The organism is Bradyrhizobium sp. SZCCHNPS1003 (genome assembly GCF_032381555.1).
GTDB lineage: Bacteria > Pseudomonadota > Alphaproteobacteria > Rhizobiales > Xanthobacteraceae > Bradyrhizobium.
The window spans coordinates 51,978-66,968 of record NZ_JAUHIU010000016.1 but is presented as its reverse complement, the minus strand read 5'-3'; the positions used below and the strand labels follow the sequence as shown (position 1 = coordinate 66,968).

15 protein-coding genes and 1 pseudogene are annotated in these 14,991 nt (G+C 63.0%); 7 read left to right on the top strand and 9 right to left on the bottom strand.

Features of this window, described 5'->3' with window-relative positions; genetic code table 11:
- Positions 1-245: 245 nt before the first annotated feature.
- From QX126_RS24925 to QX126_RS24910, 4 genes are all read left to right on the top strand, one after another.
- Complete coding sequence (locus tag QX126_RS24925) at positions 246-707, top strand: nuclear transport factor 2 family protein (RefSeq protein WP_315784325.1); 462 nt, start codon at positions 246-248, stop codon at positions 705-707.
- Positions 708-720: 13 nt separating this feature from the next.
- A complete protein-coding gene (locus QX126_RS24920) occupies positions 721-1,284 on the top strand; it encodes a TetR/AcrR family transcriptional regulator (protein ID WP_315784323.1) in 564 nt (187 codons plus the stop codon).
- 133 nt (positions 1,285-1,417) lie between these two features.
- Positions 1,418-2,431, top strand: a complete 1,014-nt coding sequence (locus QX126_RS24915) for a formamidase (protein WP_315735457.1) — start codon at positions 1,418-1,420, stop codon at positions 2,429-2,431.
- A gap of 105 nt (positions 2,432-2,536) precedes the next feature.
- Entirely contained in the window at positions 2,537-3,733 is a 1,197-nt protein-coding gene (locus QX126_RS24910; RefSeq protein WP_315784321.1) for an acyl-CoA dehydrogenase family protein, read from the top strand.
- Positions 3,734-3,746: 13 nt separating this feature from the next.
- Here QX126_RS24910 and QX126_RS24905 read toward each other — a convergent pair whose 3' ends face one another.
- On the bottom strand, positions 3,747-4,421 hold the full coding sequence (locus QX126_RS24905) for a hypothetical protein (RefSeq protein WP_315784319.1): 675 nt from the start codon (positions 4,419-4,421) through the stop codon (positions 3,747-3,749).
- Between the two features lie 216 nt (positions 4,422-4,637).
- Between QX126_RS24905 and QX126_RS24900 the strand changes: the two are divergent.
- Positions 4,638-5,059: pseudogene (locus QX126_RS24900) on the top strand (tyrosine-type recombinase/integrase); the annotation flags it as partial.
- Positions 5,060-5,349: 290 nt separating this feature from the next.
- On the opposite strand, the gene QX126_RS24895 reads toward QX126_RS24900, so the two are convergent.
- The 8 genes from QX126_RS24895 to QX126_RS24860 form a co-directional block, all read right to left on the bottom strand.
- Entirely contained in the window at positions 5,350-5,970 is a 621-nt protein-coding gene (locus QX126_RS24895) for a CpaD family pilus assembly lipoprotein (protein ID WP_315784316.1), read from the bottom strand.
- 23 nt (positions 5,971-5,993) lie between these two features.
- Positions 5,994-7,340 (bottom strand): type II and III secretion system protein family protein, encoded by a 1,347-nt coding sequence (locus QX126_RS24890; protein WP_315784314.1) that lies wholly within the window; start codon positions 7,338-7,340, stop codon positions 5,994-5,996.
- 2 nt (positions 7,341-7,342) lie between these two features.
- Positions 7,343-8,035, bottom strand: a complete 693-nt coding sequence (locus tag QX126_RS24885) for a tetratricopeptide repeat protein (RefSeq protein WP_315784312.1) — start codon at positions 8,033-8,035, stop codon at positions 7,343-7,345.
- Between the two features lie 76 nt (positions 8,036-8,111).
- On the bottom strand, positions 8,112-10,112 hold the full coding sequence (locus QX126_RS24880) for a flagellar biosynthesis protein FlhA (RefSeq protein WP_315784310.1): 2,001 nt from the start codon (positions 10,110-10,112) through the stop codon (positions 8,112-8,114).
- 69 nt (positions 10,113-10,181) lie between these two features.
- The gene (locus QX126_RS24875; RefSeq protein WP_315784308.1) at positions 10,182-11,171 is read right to left on the bottom strand and encodes an FHA domain-containing protein; all 990 of its coding nucleotides are present in this window, start codon (positions 11,169-11,171) and stop codon (positions 10,182-10,184) included.
- Between the two features lie 514 nt (positions 11,172-11,685).
- On the bottom strand, positions 11,686-12,138 hold the full coding sequence (locus tag QX126_RS24870) for a hypothetical protein (RefSeq protein ID WP_315735440.1): 453 nt from the start codon (positions 12,136-12,138) through the stop codon (positions 11,686-11,688).
- Positions 12,139-12,464: 326 nt separating this feature from the next.
- Positions 12,465-12,677 (bottom strand): hypothetical protein, encoded by a 213-nt coding sequence (locus QX126_RS24865; protein ID WP_315715064.1) that lies wholly within the window; start codon positions 12,675-12,677, stop codon positions 12,465-12,467.
- A 61-nt stretch (positions 12,678-12,738) separates the two neighbouring features.
- Entirely contained in the window at positions 12,739-13,326 is a 588-nt protein-coding gene (locus QX126_RS24860; RefSeq protein ID WP_315735438.1) for a nodulation protein NolW, read from the bottom strand.
- A gap of 351 nt (positions 13,327-13,677) precedes the next feature.
- Here QX126_RS24860 and QX126_RS24855 point away from each other — a divergent pair, with 351 nt between their 5' ends.
- Positions 13,678-14,115 (top strand): hypothetical protein, encoded by a 438-nt coding sequence (locus tag QX126_RS24855; protein ID WP_315735436.1) that lies wholly within the window; start codon positions 13,678-13,680, stop codon positions 14,113-14,115.
- 62 nt (positions 14,116-14,177) lie between these two features.
- Positions 14,178-14,975 carry a type III secretion system inner membrane ring lipoprotein SctJ gene (sctJ, locus tag QX126_RS24850; protein WP_315784441.1) on the top strand — a complete coding sequence of 266 codons (798 nt, stop codon included), beginning with the start codon at positions 14,178-14,180 and terminating at the stop codon, positions 14,973-14,975.
- Positions 14,976-14,991: the final 16 nt, after the last annotated feature.

The following is a 14,991-nucleotide window of genomic DNA, read 5'->3' as shown; positions in this document are numbered from 1 at the left end:
ACCGTGTCGCCCCCGCGGCGCGGTCGGTTCCCTTAGCAGAACATCGAATTTCCGCTGAGCACACAAGGGTTCTGACTGTCGCGGCGCGCGCATTCGGTAGAGGGGCACCGCCGGCATAGGCCTTCGCACGTCCACCGGATTGCATGCGGCCGAGCTTGTGCCGGGAGCTCCGCTCGACATAAGCGGCTTGACGATCTGTACCAATCAGTACAGAGTATGCGAGATGGTACACAAGGAGATGTCCCGTGAGCACTCTCGCTCCGCCGTTTACGCTGCAGACCGCGACCCAGAAGGTGCGCATGGCCGAGGATGGCTGGAACAGCCGCGACCCCGAGCGCGTGTCGCTGGTCTACACGCCCGACAGCCGGTGGCGGAATCGCGCCGAGTTCATCACCGGCCGTGCCGAGATCGTCGCCTTCCTCACCCGCAAATGGGCCAAGGAGCTCGACTACCGCCTGATCAAGGAGATCTGGGCCCACAGCGACGACCGGATCGCGGTGCGCTTCGCCTATGAGTGGCACGACGACAGCGGCAACTGGTTTCGCTCCTATGGCAATGAGAACTGGGAGTTCGATGCGCAGGGGCTGATGCAGCGCCGCTACGCCTGCATCAATGACCTGCCGATCAAGGCGGACGATCGCAAATTCCACTGGTCTCTCGGGCGCCGGCCGGACGATCATCCCGGCCTGACCGAATTGGGACTTTGAAGCAGGCAGAGCCATGCGGACGCTCAACGAGCGCGCTGACGTCATCCCGCTGATCGCCGAGGTGTTCCGCGAGTTCGGCTTCGAGGGCACCTCGCTCAGCCGGATCACCGAGACGACGGGACTGGGCAAAGGCAGCCTCTATCACTTCTTTCCAGGCGGGAAGGACGAGATGGGGCGCGCGGTGCTGGCGCATGTCGACGCCTGGTTCGAGCGCGAGATCTATGCGCCGCTGCGCAATGATCCGCCGGAGCAGTCGATCCCGCGGATGTGGCGCGGCGTCGACGACTACTTCCGCTCCGGCCGCCGCGTCTGCCTGGTCGGGGCGTTTGCGCTCGACGAGACGCGGGATCGTTTCGCGGCCGCCATCGCCAGCTACTTCACGCGCTGGATCGAGGCCTTGCGCGAGGCGCTGGTCCGCGGCGGCTGGCCGGCGGCGCGGGCCGCCGATAGCGCCGAGGAGGTGGTGCTCGGCATCCAGGGCGCACTGGTGCTGGCGCGCGCGACCGGTGATGCGGCCGTTTTCGGCCGCGCGCTGACCCGGTTCCAAGCGCGCCTGCAACGATCATCTGCCATCTGACTCCCGAAACGCCGGCGGGGTATGCCTCCGCAAGCGGCAAATCGCGGGCTGAAATATCGGCGCGCGGCTCTCGTGAAATCGTGGTTGTCTTGGGCAACGTCTCGCGCAGCGGCGACATTCTGGGAGGTCCGGCATGAACGGCTTAGGTGGTCTCAACAAATCCGACAACGGCGTGGTCATCGGGCTGGTGCAGCTTCAGCTTCCCGTGGTCGCGACAAAAGAGGACCTCGCGCGGCAGACCGAGAAGATCGTCTGGATGGTCGGCAAGGCCCGGCGCAATCTCGGCACCATGGATCTCGTCGTCTTCCCCGAGTACTCGCTGCACGGCCTGTCGATGGACACCAATCCGGAGATCATGTGCCGGCGCGATGGGCCTGAGGTCGCAGCCTTCAGGCAGGCCTGCATCGACAACAGGATCTGGGGCTGCTTCTCCATCATGGAGCACAACCCCGACGGCAACCCCTACAATTCGGGTCTGATCATCGACGACCACGGCGACATCAAGCTGTATTACCGCAAGCTCCATCCGTGGATTCCGGTCGAGCCATGGGAGCCCGGCGATCTCGGCATCCCCGTGATCGAGGGACCGCGTGGCGCCAAGATCGCACTCATCATCTGCCATGACGGCATGTTCCCGGAGATGGCGCGGGAATGCGCCTACAAGGGCGCCGAGATCATGATCCGCACCGCCGGCTACACCGCGCCGATCCGCGACAGCTGGCGCTTCACCAACCAGGCCAACGCGTTCCAGAACCTGATGGTCACCGCCAATGTCTGCATGTGCGGCTCCGATGGCTCGTTCGATTCCATGGGCGAGGGCATGATCGTCAATTTCGACGGCAGCATTCTCGCGCACGGCACGACGGGGCGGCCCGACGAGATCATCACCGCCGAGGTGCGCCCCGATCTCGTGCGCGAGGCCCGCATCAATTGGGGCGTCGAGAACAACATCTACCAGCTCTGGCACCGCGGCTATGTCGCGGTGAAAGGCGGCGCGATGGACTGCCCTTACACCTTCATGCACGACATGGTCGCCGGCACCTATCGATTGCCGTGGGAGGATCAGGTCAAGATCACCGACGGCACGTCCTGCGGCTTCCCGGCGCCGACGCGCGTGTTCGGCAAGCTCGGCAAGGCGGCGGAGTGAAGCGCACCGGACGCGGCGGGTCGCGGATGACGCTGCCGGAACCTTGACAAGCCGATCGATCGCCAATTATTTTATACTTAAAATAATCTGGCGGACAGGTCCATCATGAGTGCATCGGCCAAGGTGATCCCCCGCGACTGGCTCGACTGGCCGTTCTTCGAGCCGCGGCATCATCGGCTGTGCGAGGCGCTCGATCACTTCGTCGGCTCGGGCAGCCTCGACGATGTCGATCACAGTGACGTCGATGCCGCCTGCCGCAAGATCGTGCGTGCGCTCGGCCTAGCCGGGCTGCTCGACAGCGCGGTCGTCGCGCCGGACGCGGACGCTACCGCGATCGACTCGCGCGCAATCTGCCTGTCGCGCGAAACCCTCGCTTATGCCGACGGCCTCGCCGATTTCGCCTTCGCCATGCAGGGCCTCGGCTCCGGCGCGATCGCGCTCGGCGGCTCGCCGGAGCTGCGTGCCAGCGTGCTGCCCAAGGTGCGCTCCGGCGAGTGGCTCGCGGCCTTCGCGCTGTCCGAGAAGGAGGCGGGCTCCGACGTCGCCGCGATGGCCTGCGCGGCGCGGCTGGACGGCGATACTTACGTGCTCGATGGCGAGAAAACCTGGATCTCCAATGGCGGCATCGCCGACGTCTACACGCTGTTCGCCCGCACCGGCGAGGCGCCCGGCGCACGCGGCATCTCCGCCTTCGTCGTTTTCCCGGACGACCCCGGCTTCTCCGTAGCCGAGCGCATCGAGGTGATCGCACCGCATCCCCTGGCGACGCTCCGCCTGCAGAATTGCCGCATCCCGGCCAGCCGCCGGCTCGGCGCGCCCGGCGGCGGCTTCAAGCTGGCGATGCAGACGCTCGACATCTTCCGTGCCTCGGTGGCGGCTGCGGCCCTCGGCTTCGGCCGCCGCGCCCTCGACGAGGCGCAGGCGCATGCCTCGAGCCGGCAGATCTTCGGCGGCGCGCTGGCCGACCTGCAGATGACGCAGGCCGCATTCGGCGACATGGCGACCGAGACCGATGCCGCGGCGCTGCTGACCTACCGCGCGGCCTGGCGCCGCGACGTGCAGAAGCTGCCGACCACGCGCGAGGCGGCGATGGCCAAGCTCGCCGCCACCGAGACCGCCCAGCGCGTCATCGACCGCGCCTTGCAGATGTTCGGCGGCCGCGGCGTCCGCAAGGGCGAGATCGTGGAGAGCCTCTACCGCGAGATCCGCGCGCTGCGCATCTACGAAGGCGCGACCGAAGTGCAGAAGCTGATCGTCGCGCGCGAGTTCCTGAAGGCGCGGGCCGGCGTGGTGCGCGGCTGAGGCGCGCTGCGCGTCAGGCCCGCAGACGCAAGGGCGCCTGCCAGCCGGGATCTCCGTCGCACGCAGCCTCGCCCATGGTCACGCGGCGGCCTCGGTCGTCACGCAGCAGTTGGATTTCGATCTCGTCGAAGGCGAAGCGAGCGATCACCTGCAATGGGTCGACCACCCGTTTTCCGAACGTCCACGGATCGGAGTTTCCGCGCGGCATGGGAAACGCGAAAGGACGCGAGGGGATGCGGAAGAGAAGGCGGCCATCCCAGGACTCGCGATCGCGCAGCTCAGGTTGCCGCATCAAGCCGACATGACTCAGATAGGCTTGGTAGGCCTGCTCTCGTAGCGAGATGGTCACCCTGAAGCCCGTGAAGTCGATGTCGCCTCGCATGTACTGATCGTAGACCAGTGCCTCCTTCACCTCGACGCTGCCCAGTGAGCTGCCGCTCTCGTCCGGCCGAAAAAAGAAGGAGCGGTCCGAACACATGTGATCGTAAGGGACGATGTCGTAGCGCGGCGGTCGCTGCGTCAAAGCCCGATCCAGGCCGCTGCAAAAGCCGATGTCGTCGATGTAGCCGCGGACAGGCTCGCAAAAGAGTCCTTTGGGGGGCAGCGACGTTCCATCGAGACGACCGACCACGACCAGGAGCCAGCGTCCCTCGGCAGCGTCCGGCAGGATCAAGGGCGAATTCGTCATCGTGTCGCTTTCTTGCAGGACTGCGGCGCGCCGATCAACCTCTCGCCGCGCGTACTGGAGTCTGCGCTATGGTTCTGAGCGCAACGTTGCGCCATCGCCGCTGCTCCAGGCCGTGAAGATCGAGATGGTTCGACGCGGCACATCTTCATGCCGCCCTAGGGCTGCTGCGATGGTGGCACGCGACGATCAGAATGCTCGCGCCAGTGAAAAGATACTTCCTGCACATACGTGCTCCCGGGGCAAGGCGATGACAATGCGTTCGGCAGCTTCCCAAATCGATGGAAGCCCATCTTTGAACACTCCCCGCTATGGGACATCACCCCGCACGTTCTACGTCATAGCTTCGCGAGTATCGCCAACGACCTCGGCTTTACCGAGGTAACCATCGCTGCGCTCGTGGGGCATGCCAAAGGTTCGGTGACCAGCAAGTACATCCATATGCTTGATACGGCGCTCACCATGGCGGCAGACACAATCTCTGGCTACATTCAAGGCCTCCTTGACGGAACGGATTTTAACCAAACGGCGCGTGCTTTGGACCGAAGTTCTCGAAAGCCGCTCTCGTCCGCTTCCTACAGAGGGCTTCTTCGTGCGGTGAACTCGAAGAGACCGAGGGAGATAGCGACTTAGCCGCGTAATCCAACATGTAAAACTTGGTAGCTGAGCCAGCGCGCCGTGACGCTGCGACGTCGAGATCCGCTGTCTCGAACCCGACCGCGTCTTCACGTGGAAGTCGGAGGCGTACCTCCTCTGGATACTTCGCCCCCGACCTCTTTCGCAGGAAAATATTTGAGCTCTCCGAGGGCTTTGCGATCAAGAAATCTGCGGATCAACGGCACCATCGCCTCCGCTTTATCCTTGAGCAACGTGCGACGCTGAGGTCTCTCCAGGTTGGAATGGCGACGGCTGAGCTCTCCGGCTTGAACAATCATTGCGCGGGATGAGCCGTGGTCTGCGGGTGGTCCTCGCCGGTTGGTTCGGCACGGGTTGGTTGCTCCCCGCGCAAATTCGCGACCGCGCGGGTGGCCGGTTCCCCTTCCGCGCGGCTGCGTCCTTTTCCGGCTTGAAGATCCTCCGGATCCGCAACCATGCCGCCAAGGGCCGCAGCCGTGCTGCAGCCGAGGGCCGGATCGGCAGCATTGTCGGCGAAGATGCCGCGATTGAAGCTATCCGACAGATGGCAGCGAACGGAGCTGATGAGCAGGCGATCGATGTGAACACGCGTCGCGTGGTGCATTGCCGAGGCAACGTCATGCCTGACGTGGGAGCGATCCACGCCGGCTCGGATGATGGAATGCTCGATCGCCGCCGTGCATGGCCCCGGCGGTCCTTCGATCCAGGCACGGACGCTTTCAGGGCGGCCATTCGCCGTCGCGGCCACGAAGTGTTCGACGCCGGAACTCGCCGTAGAACAGCGTCCTGCAGGTACATCGTAGACGTAATGAACGGTCTCACCTGCGAGCTGCGGTGGCGGTGCCGTCCGGTCCACAGCGCAGCCTGCAGCCAGCACCGCGAGGGCGATGGCGAGGCCGCTTCTGATCGGTGCCATGTTTATCGCTCCTTGGAGGACCGTCATTCGATCAGGAAGCCGGCATCGCCACGCAATCTCCGGCCCGGCACCGGCACCTCGATCGGGCCTGCCCCGGGGCGGGTCGTTCCAAGACGGCCGAATATGATGCGCTCCAGCTCGGAAGGTGGCCCGACGAAGTCGGTCGGGACAGGTATGCGCGCCGACTCGCTGATCGGCCGAACGATCGTCGGCGTGACGATGATGATCAGTTCGGATTCGTTCTTCCGGAACTGTGTCGACCTGAACAGAGCCCCCAGTACCGGCAGGTCGCCCAGCCCCGGCAACATGTCCAGGCCGGTGTTGAACTTGTTCTGCAGTAGTCCGGCGATTACGAAGCTCTCCCCGCTGCCGAGCTCGACTGTGGTCTCCGCCCGCCGGGTAATCAGGCTCGGGACGCGGGCGCCGTTCATGATCAGGGCGCCTTCGTTCGAGAGCTCGCTGACCTCGGGCTTGACCTGCAGGTTGACCAGACGATCGGAGAGCACCGTCGGTGTGAACTCCAGTCCCACGCCGTAGCGACGAAAGTCGATCGAGATGCGGTCCAGCCCTTGGGCGACGGGGATCGGAAATTCGCCGCCTGCCAGGAAGTTCGCCTTCTGACCCGAAACAGCGGTGAGCGTCGGTTCTGCCAGGATTGAAACCAGTCCCTCCTGAGCGAGCGCATCCACGATGGCAGTCACGCTGTAGCTGCCGTTCGCTGGCGTATTGATCCTGCCTGAGGCCGCCGACGAGAGCCCAAAGCTGAAGCCACCGGCCGAGCCTGCGGCCTCCCAGTTGACGCCGAGTTGCTTCACCGCGTTGCGCGAGACTTCGGCAATACGGACCCGCAGGTTCACCTGCGTGCTACCGCCGATCTTCAACTGATTGAGCAGCACCTCGTCCTCGCCGAGGAACTGCGCGCAGGTGGAGCGGACCTTCTCGGCGATGTCGGCGTTGGGCACCAGCCCGCTCAGCACCGCGCCGCGCGGCGTCCGCGACAGCCTGACGTCGAGGTCTGCGAATTGAGCTCGCAGCAGCTGCCGTAGATCACTCTCGTCATAGGCAATCGCGATCCGGAACGTCGCGACGGTCGCGCCGGAATCGTCGAGCGCGAAGAGCGTCGTACGGCCGGGCTTTTTGCCGAAAACGAAGACGCGGTTGGCGGCCGCGACCTGGACGTCCGCAACAGCCGGCTCGGCGACGAAGACCTTGGAAGCCGGACGGGGCAAGGTCAGCATCTCGCCCTGAGACGCGTAGATCCGCACCTGTTGCCGCGCGTTGGATGATGCCGGCGCGCAATGAACCAGCATCGTAAGGATCACCACGATCGAGGTCAGCCACGCGGATGGCGAAATTCGAAACGGTCCCATCGTCAGCGCCGCATCGCCGAGAGCATCTCGAGATTGAGCCTCACGTCCTCTTCCCGAAGGTCGACCCGCGCAAGCTTGGCGGCGCCATCGCGATCTCCGCTCAGCGCCATAGCGATCACGAGGTTCTGGCGTGCACGAGGCGAGGCGCTCTCACCGAGCGCGATCGGCCGCAGAACCGTCATCGCGTCGGCGTACCGGCCCGTCAAGGTAAGCGACAGGCCCAGATTGTTGCTTGCGATCATGTCGGCGGGAGCGATTGCGAGCACCTGACGATAGGCTGTCTGAGCTTCGTCATGGCGGCCGAGCATGTCGAGAGCCACTCCGAGGCCGTTGAGCGCCGGAATGTTCTCGGGGTCCGAGGTGAGCACGCTGGTGAAGATTGCCAGGGCGGGCTCGGCTTGATGTCTGGCGAGCTCGCTTCGCGCTTTTCTGATTCGATCGTCCTTGTCTTCCATCCCGGCGACTTGGTTGGCGGGAGCTGCTGCGGCTGCCGTGGAGGCCGGGAGATTGCGACCCTCGACCGAGGCGCGTGCGGTCGTGGGCGTCGGCACCGGTCCGCCAATGTCTGGGCTCAGCGACGAACAGGCGCAGAGCAGACCGGCGATGCTGCCAGCCAGCGCCATTCGCCTGCAAACACCGGCACTTGGTTTCAGATGGTTGTTGAACGCGGTTTCCCGGCCTTCAGAGCTACGCATGTACTTCCTACGGATATTGCACTGTCTTATAGTTCAGGTCTCGAAACCTCGCAGGTGTCGTCGCGGGTTGACTGGTTCATTGCATCGCCGGGATCGGGGAAGGTTCAGCCTGCTCGCGTGATTCATCCAATCCGAGGACGGCGATCGGCTCGACCCGAAAGTCCTTTGAGATTTCCTGATAGGAGAGCACGACCACATTGAGACCGGACGGCGCAAGCAGCGTCCAGACCACCCGGCGCAGGTCGGCGGAGGCCAGTACAATACTCGGCGATGCGGCAAGATGATCGACGTCGGCAAGCTGCCGGGTCAACGCATCAAGCAGGCGCGTGCTGACGGCAGGATCGAGAGACGTCTGAGCGTTTTCATCGAGGGCGTGCACGGCCGTTCGGATCGCTTCCTCTGTCCGTCGATCAAGCACGAAGCAGCGCAAGGTCCGATCAAAGCCTGAGCTTTCGAAGCAGATCTGCCGGCGCAGCGCCAGCCGCACGTGCTCGACCAGCATGACGCTGCTCTGCTCCCGCATTCCCCACTCGGCCAGCGTCTCAAGAATCAGCCGCAGATTGCGGATGGAGACCCGCTCGTCGAGCAGCCGGCGAAGGACATCGGTGATGCGCTGTGTAGGGACCACACGCAAGGCCTCGCGCACCAAGTCGGCGTAGTCAGCCTCTAACTGGTTGAGCAGGCGCTTGGTCTCCTGTATGCCGAGGAACTCTGGCGCATAGCGGACAAGAACGCGCCGCAGCTCGGCATCGACTGCGGAGATGGCCGGTCCCCCCGCCGTTCGGGCTGCCGGCTGATCCAGTTCACCGGACGAGAGCAGAAGAGGCACGCCATGCAGCTCGATCCTGAAATGACCGGGCGCCAGGTCGCTGCTTTCGTCGACTGCCGCCCCTGGACAGGCGCATCCGAGCCAGTCTGCCACGTCCTGTCGTGTCCGCCTGATCCGATCATGAATACCGGCTCCCCGCAGTTCATCGCACAAGGCGGCTTCCGCGAGGATCATGATCGGTGCAGACTTGGCCGCCGGGATAGCGATCCGCGAACTTCTCGCGGGCTCTGACGGGTCGGACCGTTGCGCCGTGCCGGAGGTTCGTTGTGCGCGCCGCCGAGCCAAGAGCATCGCAACGCCGGAGCCGCCGAACACGGTGGCCATAAAGAGGAAAATCGGCGCCGGAAAACCCGGTACGAACGCCAGCCCGAGCATCATGAGACCGGCCAGTTGCAGGGATTGCGGCTGCGACGTGATCTGCTCCATGATCTCGGAACCAAGATTGCTCGGCGCTTCTGTCGCAACCCGGGTCACGACCGTTCCCGCCGCCATCGACACGAACAGCGCCGGGACTTGGGAGACCAGGCCGTCGCCGATCGTCAACAACGAGTAGAGCTGGATCGCTTCGCTGATACGCAGCCTATGCTGCACGGTGCCGACAACGATGCCGCCAACGAGGTTGACGGCGATGATGATGAGACCGGCGATCGCATCACCTTTGACGAACTTCATGGCGCCGTCCATCGCTCCGTAGAGCTGGCTCTCGCGCTCCAGCCGGCGTCGGCGGCGCCGGGCCTCGGCCTGATTGATGTCGCCATTGCGAAGGTCGGCATCGATGCTCATCTGCTTACCTGGCAGCGCATCGAGCGTGAATCGGGCGGCAACTTCGGCGACCCGTTCAGATCCTTTGGTGATGACGACGAACTGGACGATCGTGATGATCAGGAATACCACGAGCCCAACCACGACGTTGCTGGAAACGACGAACTCGCCAAAGGTCTGAACGATGGATCCGGCATCGGCCTGGCTGAGCACTAGGCGCGTAATGGTGATGGAAATCGAGAGCCGGAACACGGTGGATATGAGAATGATTGCCGGAAGTGCGGAGAACTCGACCGCGGCGTTCAAGTAGAACGCCACCATCAGCAGCAGAATCGACGCGCCGATGTTGACGGACACCATGACGTCGACGAGCACCGTCGGAATCGGCAGGATCATCGCCATGATCGTGGTGACGATCAGGATGACGACGAGAAGCTCGCGCTTGTCGTTCGACCAGCGGGTCAAGCTCTCGACAATGGCCGTCATAGTCTGCGGTTCCATCCAAGCGGGATCGAAACCTTCGTCACATTGATCGAAACGCAGAGCGGCATGGTCTTACAAGCTCACGGCGAGCAGGTCTGCGCCGCGACGCAATACGACCCGGTCTTGTTCGATTCGATCGACGATCCACCCTTCGCTGATAACGGCGCCTGCGAACAGTTTCTGACCGCGTCCATCAATGACATACGGCCCATTTCCGGCCCAAATCGCCTGAACGGTCAAAGGGGCGCTACGCTTTACAGATTTCGCCTCAACCTGGCTCGTCAACACGATGGCAATGCCGAACGTGCCGTCGAACCATCGCTCAATGTCGCGCCACTTGCCTAACGCCGCGGGTTCAATGTTTCCTCTCGCCGTGATGGCGTTTGAGTCGCTGACAATCTCGACGGTCGTGAGGCCTGCAGTCAGCAATCGCTGGCGCAGCGCGTCCGCCGCGCCGTTCAAATCCGCCACCGGCGCGCCGGGCTCCGCGCCGGCCCGTCCCGTTCTGTCTTGGCCGGGCAGTAATGCGGGGGTAAGGGTGGGGGCGGGCGAATTGGGCGCGTGCCTGCTCGGATATTTCGTCGAACAATCGGAGTCGCAGCGCGGGGATCTCAGCCGCTCAGCTGTGGCATAGCCGCCATCGCCGGGCACCTTGTCCGCACCAGCGGGAAATCCCTGCAGAAGCAGGGCTAGACAGACCAGGATCGCGGCGGTGCCGAGTCCATACCTCAAGAAGGTATAGCGGGTCGTTCTGCGCTTGCGGGTGCAGCGGAGCTGAATTCCATTCAGAACGACATCGGCCGGATAACGACTGATCCGTGCTTCTCCGGCACCGAGCAGGGTGCCGTTCAGCAGAACATTATCCGCGGTGCCTTCGATTTCGCAACAGTCCGCCTCTAGCGCGAACCGCGCGTGCAAAGGAGCCAGACAGTCATCCATGAGAACGACATCGGCGTCCATCGAGTGACCCACCAGATAGGTCCCGGCGTCGAGTTCTTGCCGGACGCCGGCATGAAGGCCCGATCGGATCGTGAGTTCGAATGGGGACGGTGATGCCGGCATTCTCTGCCTCTCCATCAGGACCTAGCAGCCATGTTGGCAGCGGAGCGCTCGGTACGAACGCCCCGTGCCGTAAGCGGTTGGTAGCTGTCCGAGGGCGATCGCTGGATCAGCCGACGTTCGGGCGCTGCTGCGCGACCGTCTCGATCGATCCCCAGTGCGTCTTCTTGGTCGTGATCTCGGCATTCGTCTTGATCGCTTCGTCGAAGGCACTCTTCATCTTCGCGATCGCGCTATCGATGCTCGAGTTCGATGACGTCGTCGAAGAAACGGAGCCTGTTGAGTGGGACATCGCTTTATCTCTCTATGCTTGTGTTGCGTTGAGGATTGGGCTGTCGGGGAATGCCCTCCAGCCGGGAAGTGATCGTTAGCGTTGTCTACGCTGATCACCTCTCGGCTGAAGCGGCGGCTTCGATCCCGTCCCGAGGCGCACCTTGCGAGGTGCGCCTCTCGCGGCTTCCTTCAACGTCCTGGTCTCATCGCCCTCGTCGCGTTGCGAGAATGAGGCCTCGTTGCTTTACTCAGCTCTGTCGGTGATATGGTTGTCGGCCGAGAGGTGTTCCGCGGAGCGGTCGCATGGCGATCCCGAGCTTGAATCTGCGAGTTGCAGAATGATCGAGGAAAGCTTGTCGAGGATGTTGTTCTTCGTCGCCTGGTCAAGGCCCTTTGCCTCTGAGACTTGGCTGACGAGCTGATTCAGCGTCTTGAGTATCGAGCTGTTCGCGCCGGGTTGATGGGATGGGCCGGACACGAGTTGCTTCAGGATCTTCGCGATCCCGTCGAGCAGCTGACCTTTGGCGGGATCGCTGGGCCCAGTGGAATTCGTGATCTGATGGGTCAGGTCACCAAGGATCTTGGCAACGCGGCCGTTGTTCCGCGCGTCGCACTGGCCCGGTCCGCCCCTCAGGATGCTGATGGCCGCCGAGATCAGAGCCGCCTTGTCTGCAGGTGTCTTTGCGTCCGCGACCAATCCAAGAACGTCCGATGCTATGGAAGACGTCCGCGGATCTTGCTGCTGCGAGGCGGGCGGCATCGACGACGGCCACCAATCCCCCGCATCACAGCGATGAGCCGGATGAGCTGACGACCCGCCGGACGTGGGCTGAAATCCTGCAAAGCCGGGCCAGGACGACGCGTGTCCGTGCGGACCCATCATGTGACCGGTGTGAGCTTCACGTGAGGATGATGCGTGGGAGCTGACCCTAGACATGCAACTCTCTCCTTGTTTGCGATCCGATGTCTTATCTGTCTTGTTCTGAGCAAAGGGTCTAACGAGGCGTCGGTCGGCATGCTCCGTCACGGATCCGGGGTTGCACTATTCTCGTCGCCGACGGATGCCATCTCCTGAATACCGTCCTGAGCAACAGTCATGAGCATGAACGCGGCCGCCTGCGGCATTGCGCTGAGAAACGCCTCCTCGAACTTTGCTTGATCCTCAGCCGAGACTGCCTCGCTGCTGCTCGGGGCGCTTGCCGTCGCGGTCGTCATGCTCGATGCTTCTACGGCCATTCTGACACTCCTTTGATCCGTCCGGTCGATCTGGCAGGACTTGCGAACCCGTTGATTTGCGTCATGGCACGTCGCCTGGGGCGTTGAGCTTGACCACTTGGACGTGCTCCCCGCGATAGACGGTGACTGACGATGGCTGGTCAGCTCGAGGCTGCAGTGCTGCGAGCGTACGCTCCACCGCTTGGATGTATTGCGGGGGACCCGAGACCAGGGCCATGTCGGCCTGCTTGATGGATCTGAGTGAGAATCGCGCGTCGGAGAGCGCGAGATCGCGAAGTGCGGCTTCGAGACGCTGGAGCGGCACGGCACCGAGTTGAACGAGCCTGCTCGAAGCTTCCTTGTTGCTGGTGACATAGATCCGAAAGCCGTCGAAATACCAGTCGAGTCCGTAGTTCCGGGATAGATGCTCGATGAATTCTCTGGCCTTGAGTTCAGGCAGAGGCCCGCGCACACGTCCCCGTACGTCCGGGCTCACCTCTAACCGCAGGCCGGTATTCCGTCCGAATTCCTGAAGAACGTTGCCAAGGTCTTGGTCGACGATGGTGTACCTGTAGGACTCGGTCGGCCAAGCAGGTTCACCCGCGTCTGCGGACGTGGTGTGGATTGCAGTCGCCGAGAGCGTCAGGCAGACGGTCGCGATCGCAGCCACGCTGCGCAATGGGACCAGAACCCGAGATGCCAAATGGTCGCATGGAAAAACGTGGCCTTCGTGCGACCTTGTCGCGGAACAATCGTGGCAATCGTGTAGTTGATCGCGCGTACCCACGAGCAGACTCACATGTACTTGTTGCTATCAGCTCGTCTCATTCAATCACAGCGGTCGCGGGTGCGTCGGAGAATATATTAGGAAAATATTATGCTCTGCCCCGCCGGGTGCTGTGCAAAGCTCTGTCTGATCTGTTGTGCAAGCCATGGCCCGGCTGTCCTTGTGAGTCATTATTTGTTTGGAGTGAGCAATGGCGAAAGCACGAGGAGTCCTGAGACGGCATGGAGCGGCGATATGACGACGGTTGCGCCGTTGGGTGGCGTCGCAGCTTCCGGAACAGTTGGTGTCAGTTTCGGAGCCGTTGAGCCCGGAGCGGCCGCCCAGCAGTCGTTTCAGGACGCTCTGCATAGATCGGTCACTAAACTGCCTATGGAGCCTGAGCACGCCGTCGACCAACTCGGCGGCAAGGTGATGGAGTGGATGGAGAGCTCGTACGAGCGGGTCCAGCGCAATGCCGCGCCCGAGCTCAATCTCATGCCGGAGCCGGCAGCATCCGGTCCAGCATCTTCCAACATTGGCGGAGCGGCCCTGGGAGTGGACAAGCCAGACGCGGGCCGTCAGGCCCTGCAAATGCTGGAGCACGCATTCTCGTTTGCCATTGAGGCGACGCTGATGTCGAAAATCTCGACCGAGTCGACCCGAATCTTCAACACGTTCTTGAAGGGACAATGAGAATGGTCGGTTGCGGCAAACAATGGCTGGCCGCTCGAGGGCACGGATTGAATTTGGCGCTGGTGCTGGGCTTGGCGTTCATGCTGAGCGGTTGCAAGGGCGAGCTCTATAGCCGCTTGAGCGAGAAGGAGGCTAATCTGATGATGGCCCTTCTGCTGCGCAACGGAATCGCCGCCGACCGACTCCAGGCAAAGGACGGTAGCAATACTGTCAGGGTCGAGCAGGAGCGATTTGCCGACGCTGTGACGCTGCTGAATGCGTCCGGGTTGCCGCATGCGAAGTTCGAAGACATGGGCAGCATATTCTCAAGCAATGGTCTGGTGTCGTCACCCACAGAGGAGCGAGTCAGGTTGATCCACGCGCTCAATCAAGAGTTGGCAAGGACGATCATGGAGATCGACGGAGTCATCTCTGCCCGAGTCCACGTGGTGCTGCCTAAGATAGACCCGTTGCGTCACGATCAGGTTCCGTCGTCGGCGGCATCGGTGTTCATCAAGCATGACGCGCGCGCCGAAATCGCCGTGCTCCTACCGCAGATCAAGACCCTCATTGCCAACAGTGTCGAAGGACTGACGTACGACAGGGTGGCCGTGGTTTTCGTGCGTGGCAGTTCGGATCCCGTCGAAGTCAGCCCTTCCACGTCGATCGAGACGACGGCATCCGTTCTATCTCACGACGGATCTGCCCTGCGTGACGGTCCGCTCATCCTGCAGGTGTCAGCCGCGGTAGGGGCGGGGCTGCTGGGATCGATCGGAATCTTCCAGCTCTGGCGCCGGGCACGCGTGGGATATGCGCAACGCAACGCGCCGCGTCGGGAGGCGCGAAGGCCGGCGCGTGATCCGCTGCGCGTCGTATCCTAGTGCGATTGAAGTGGGC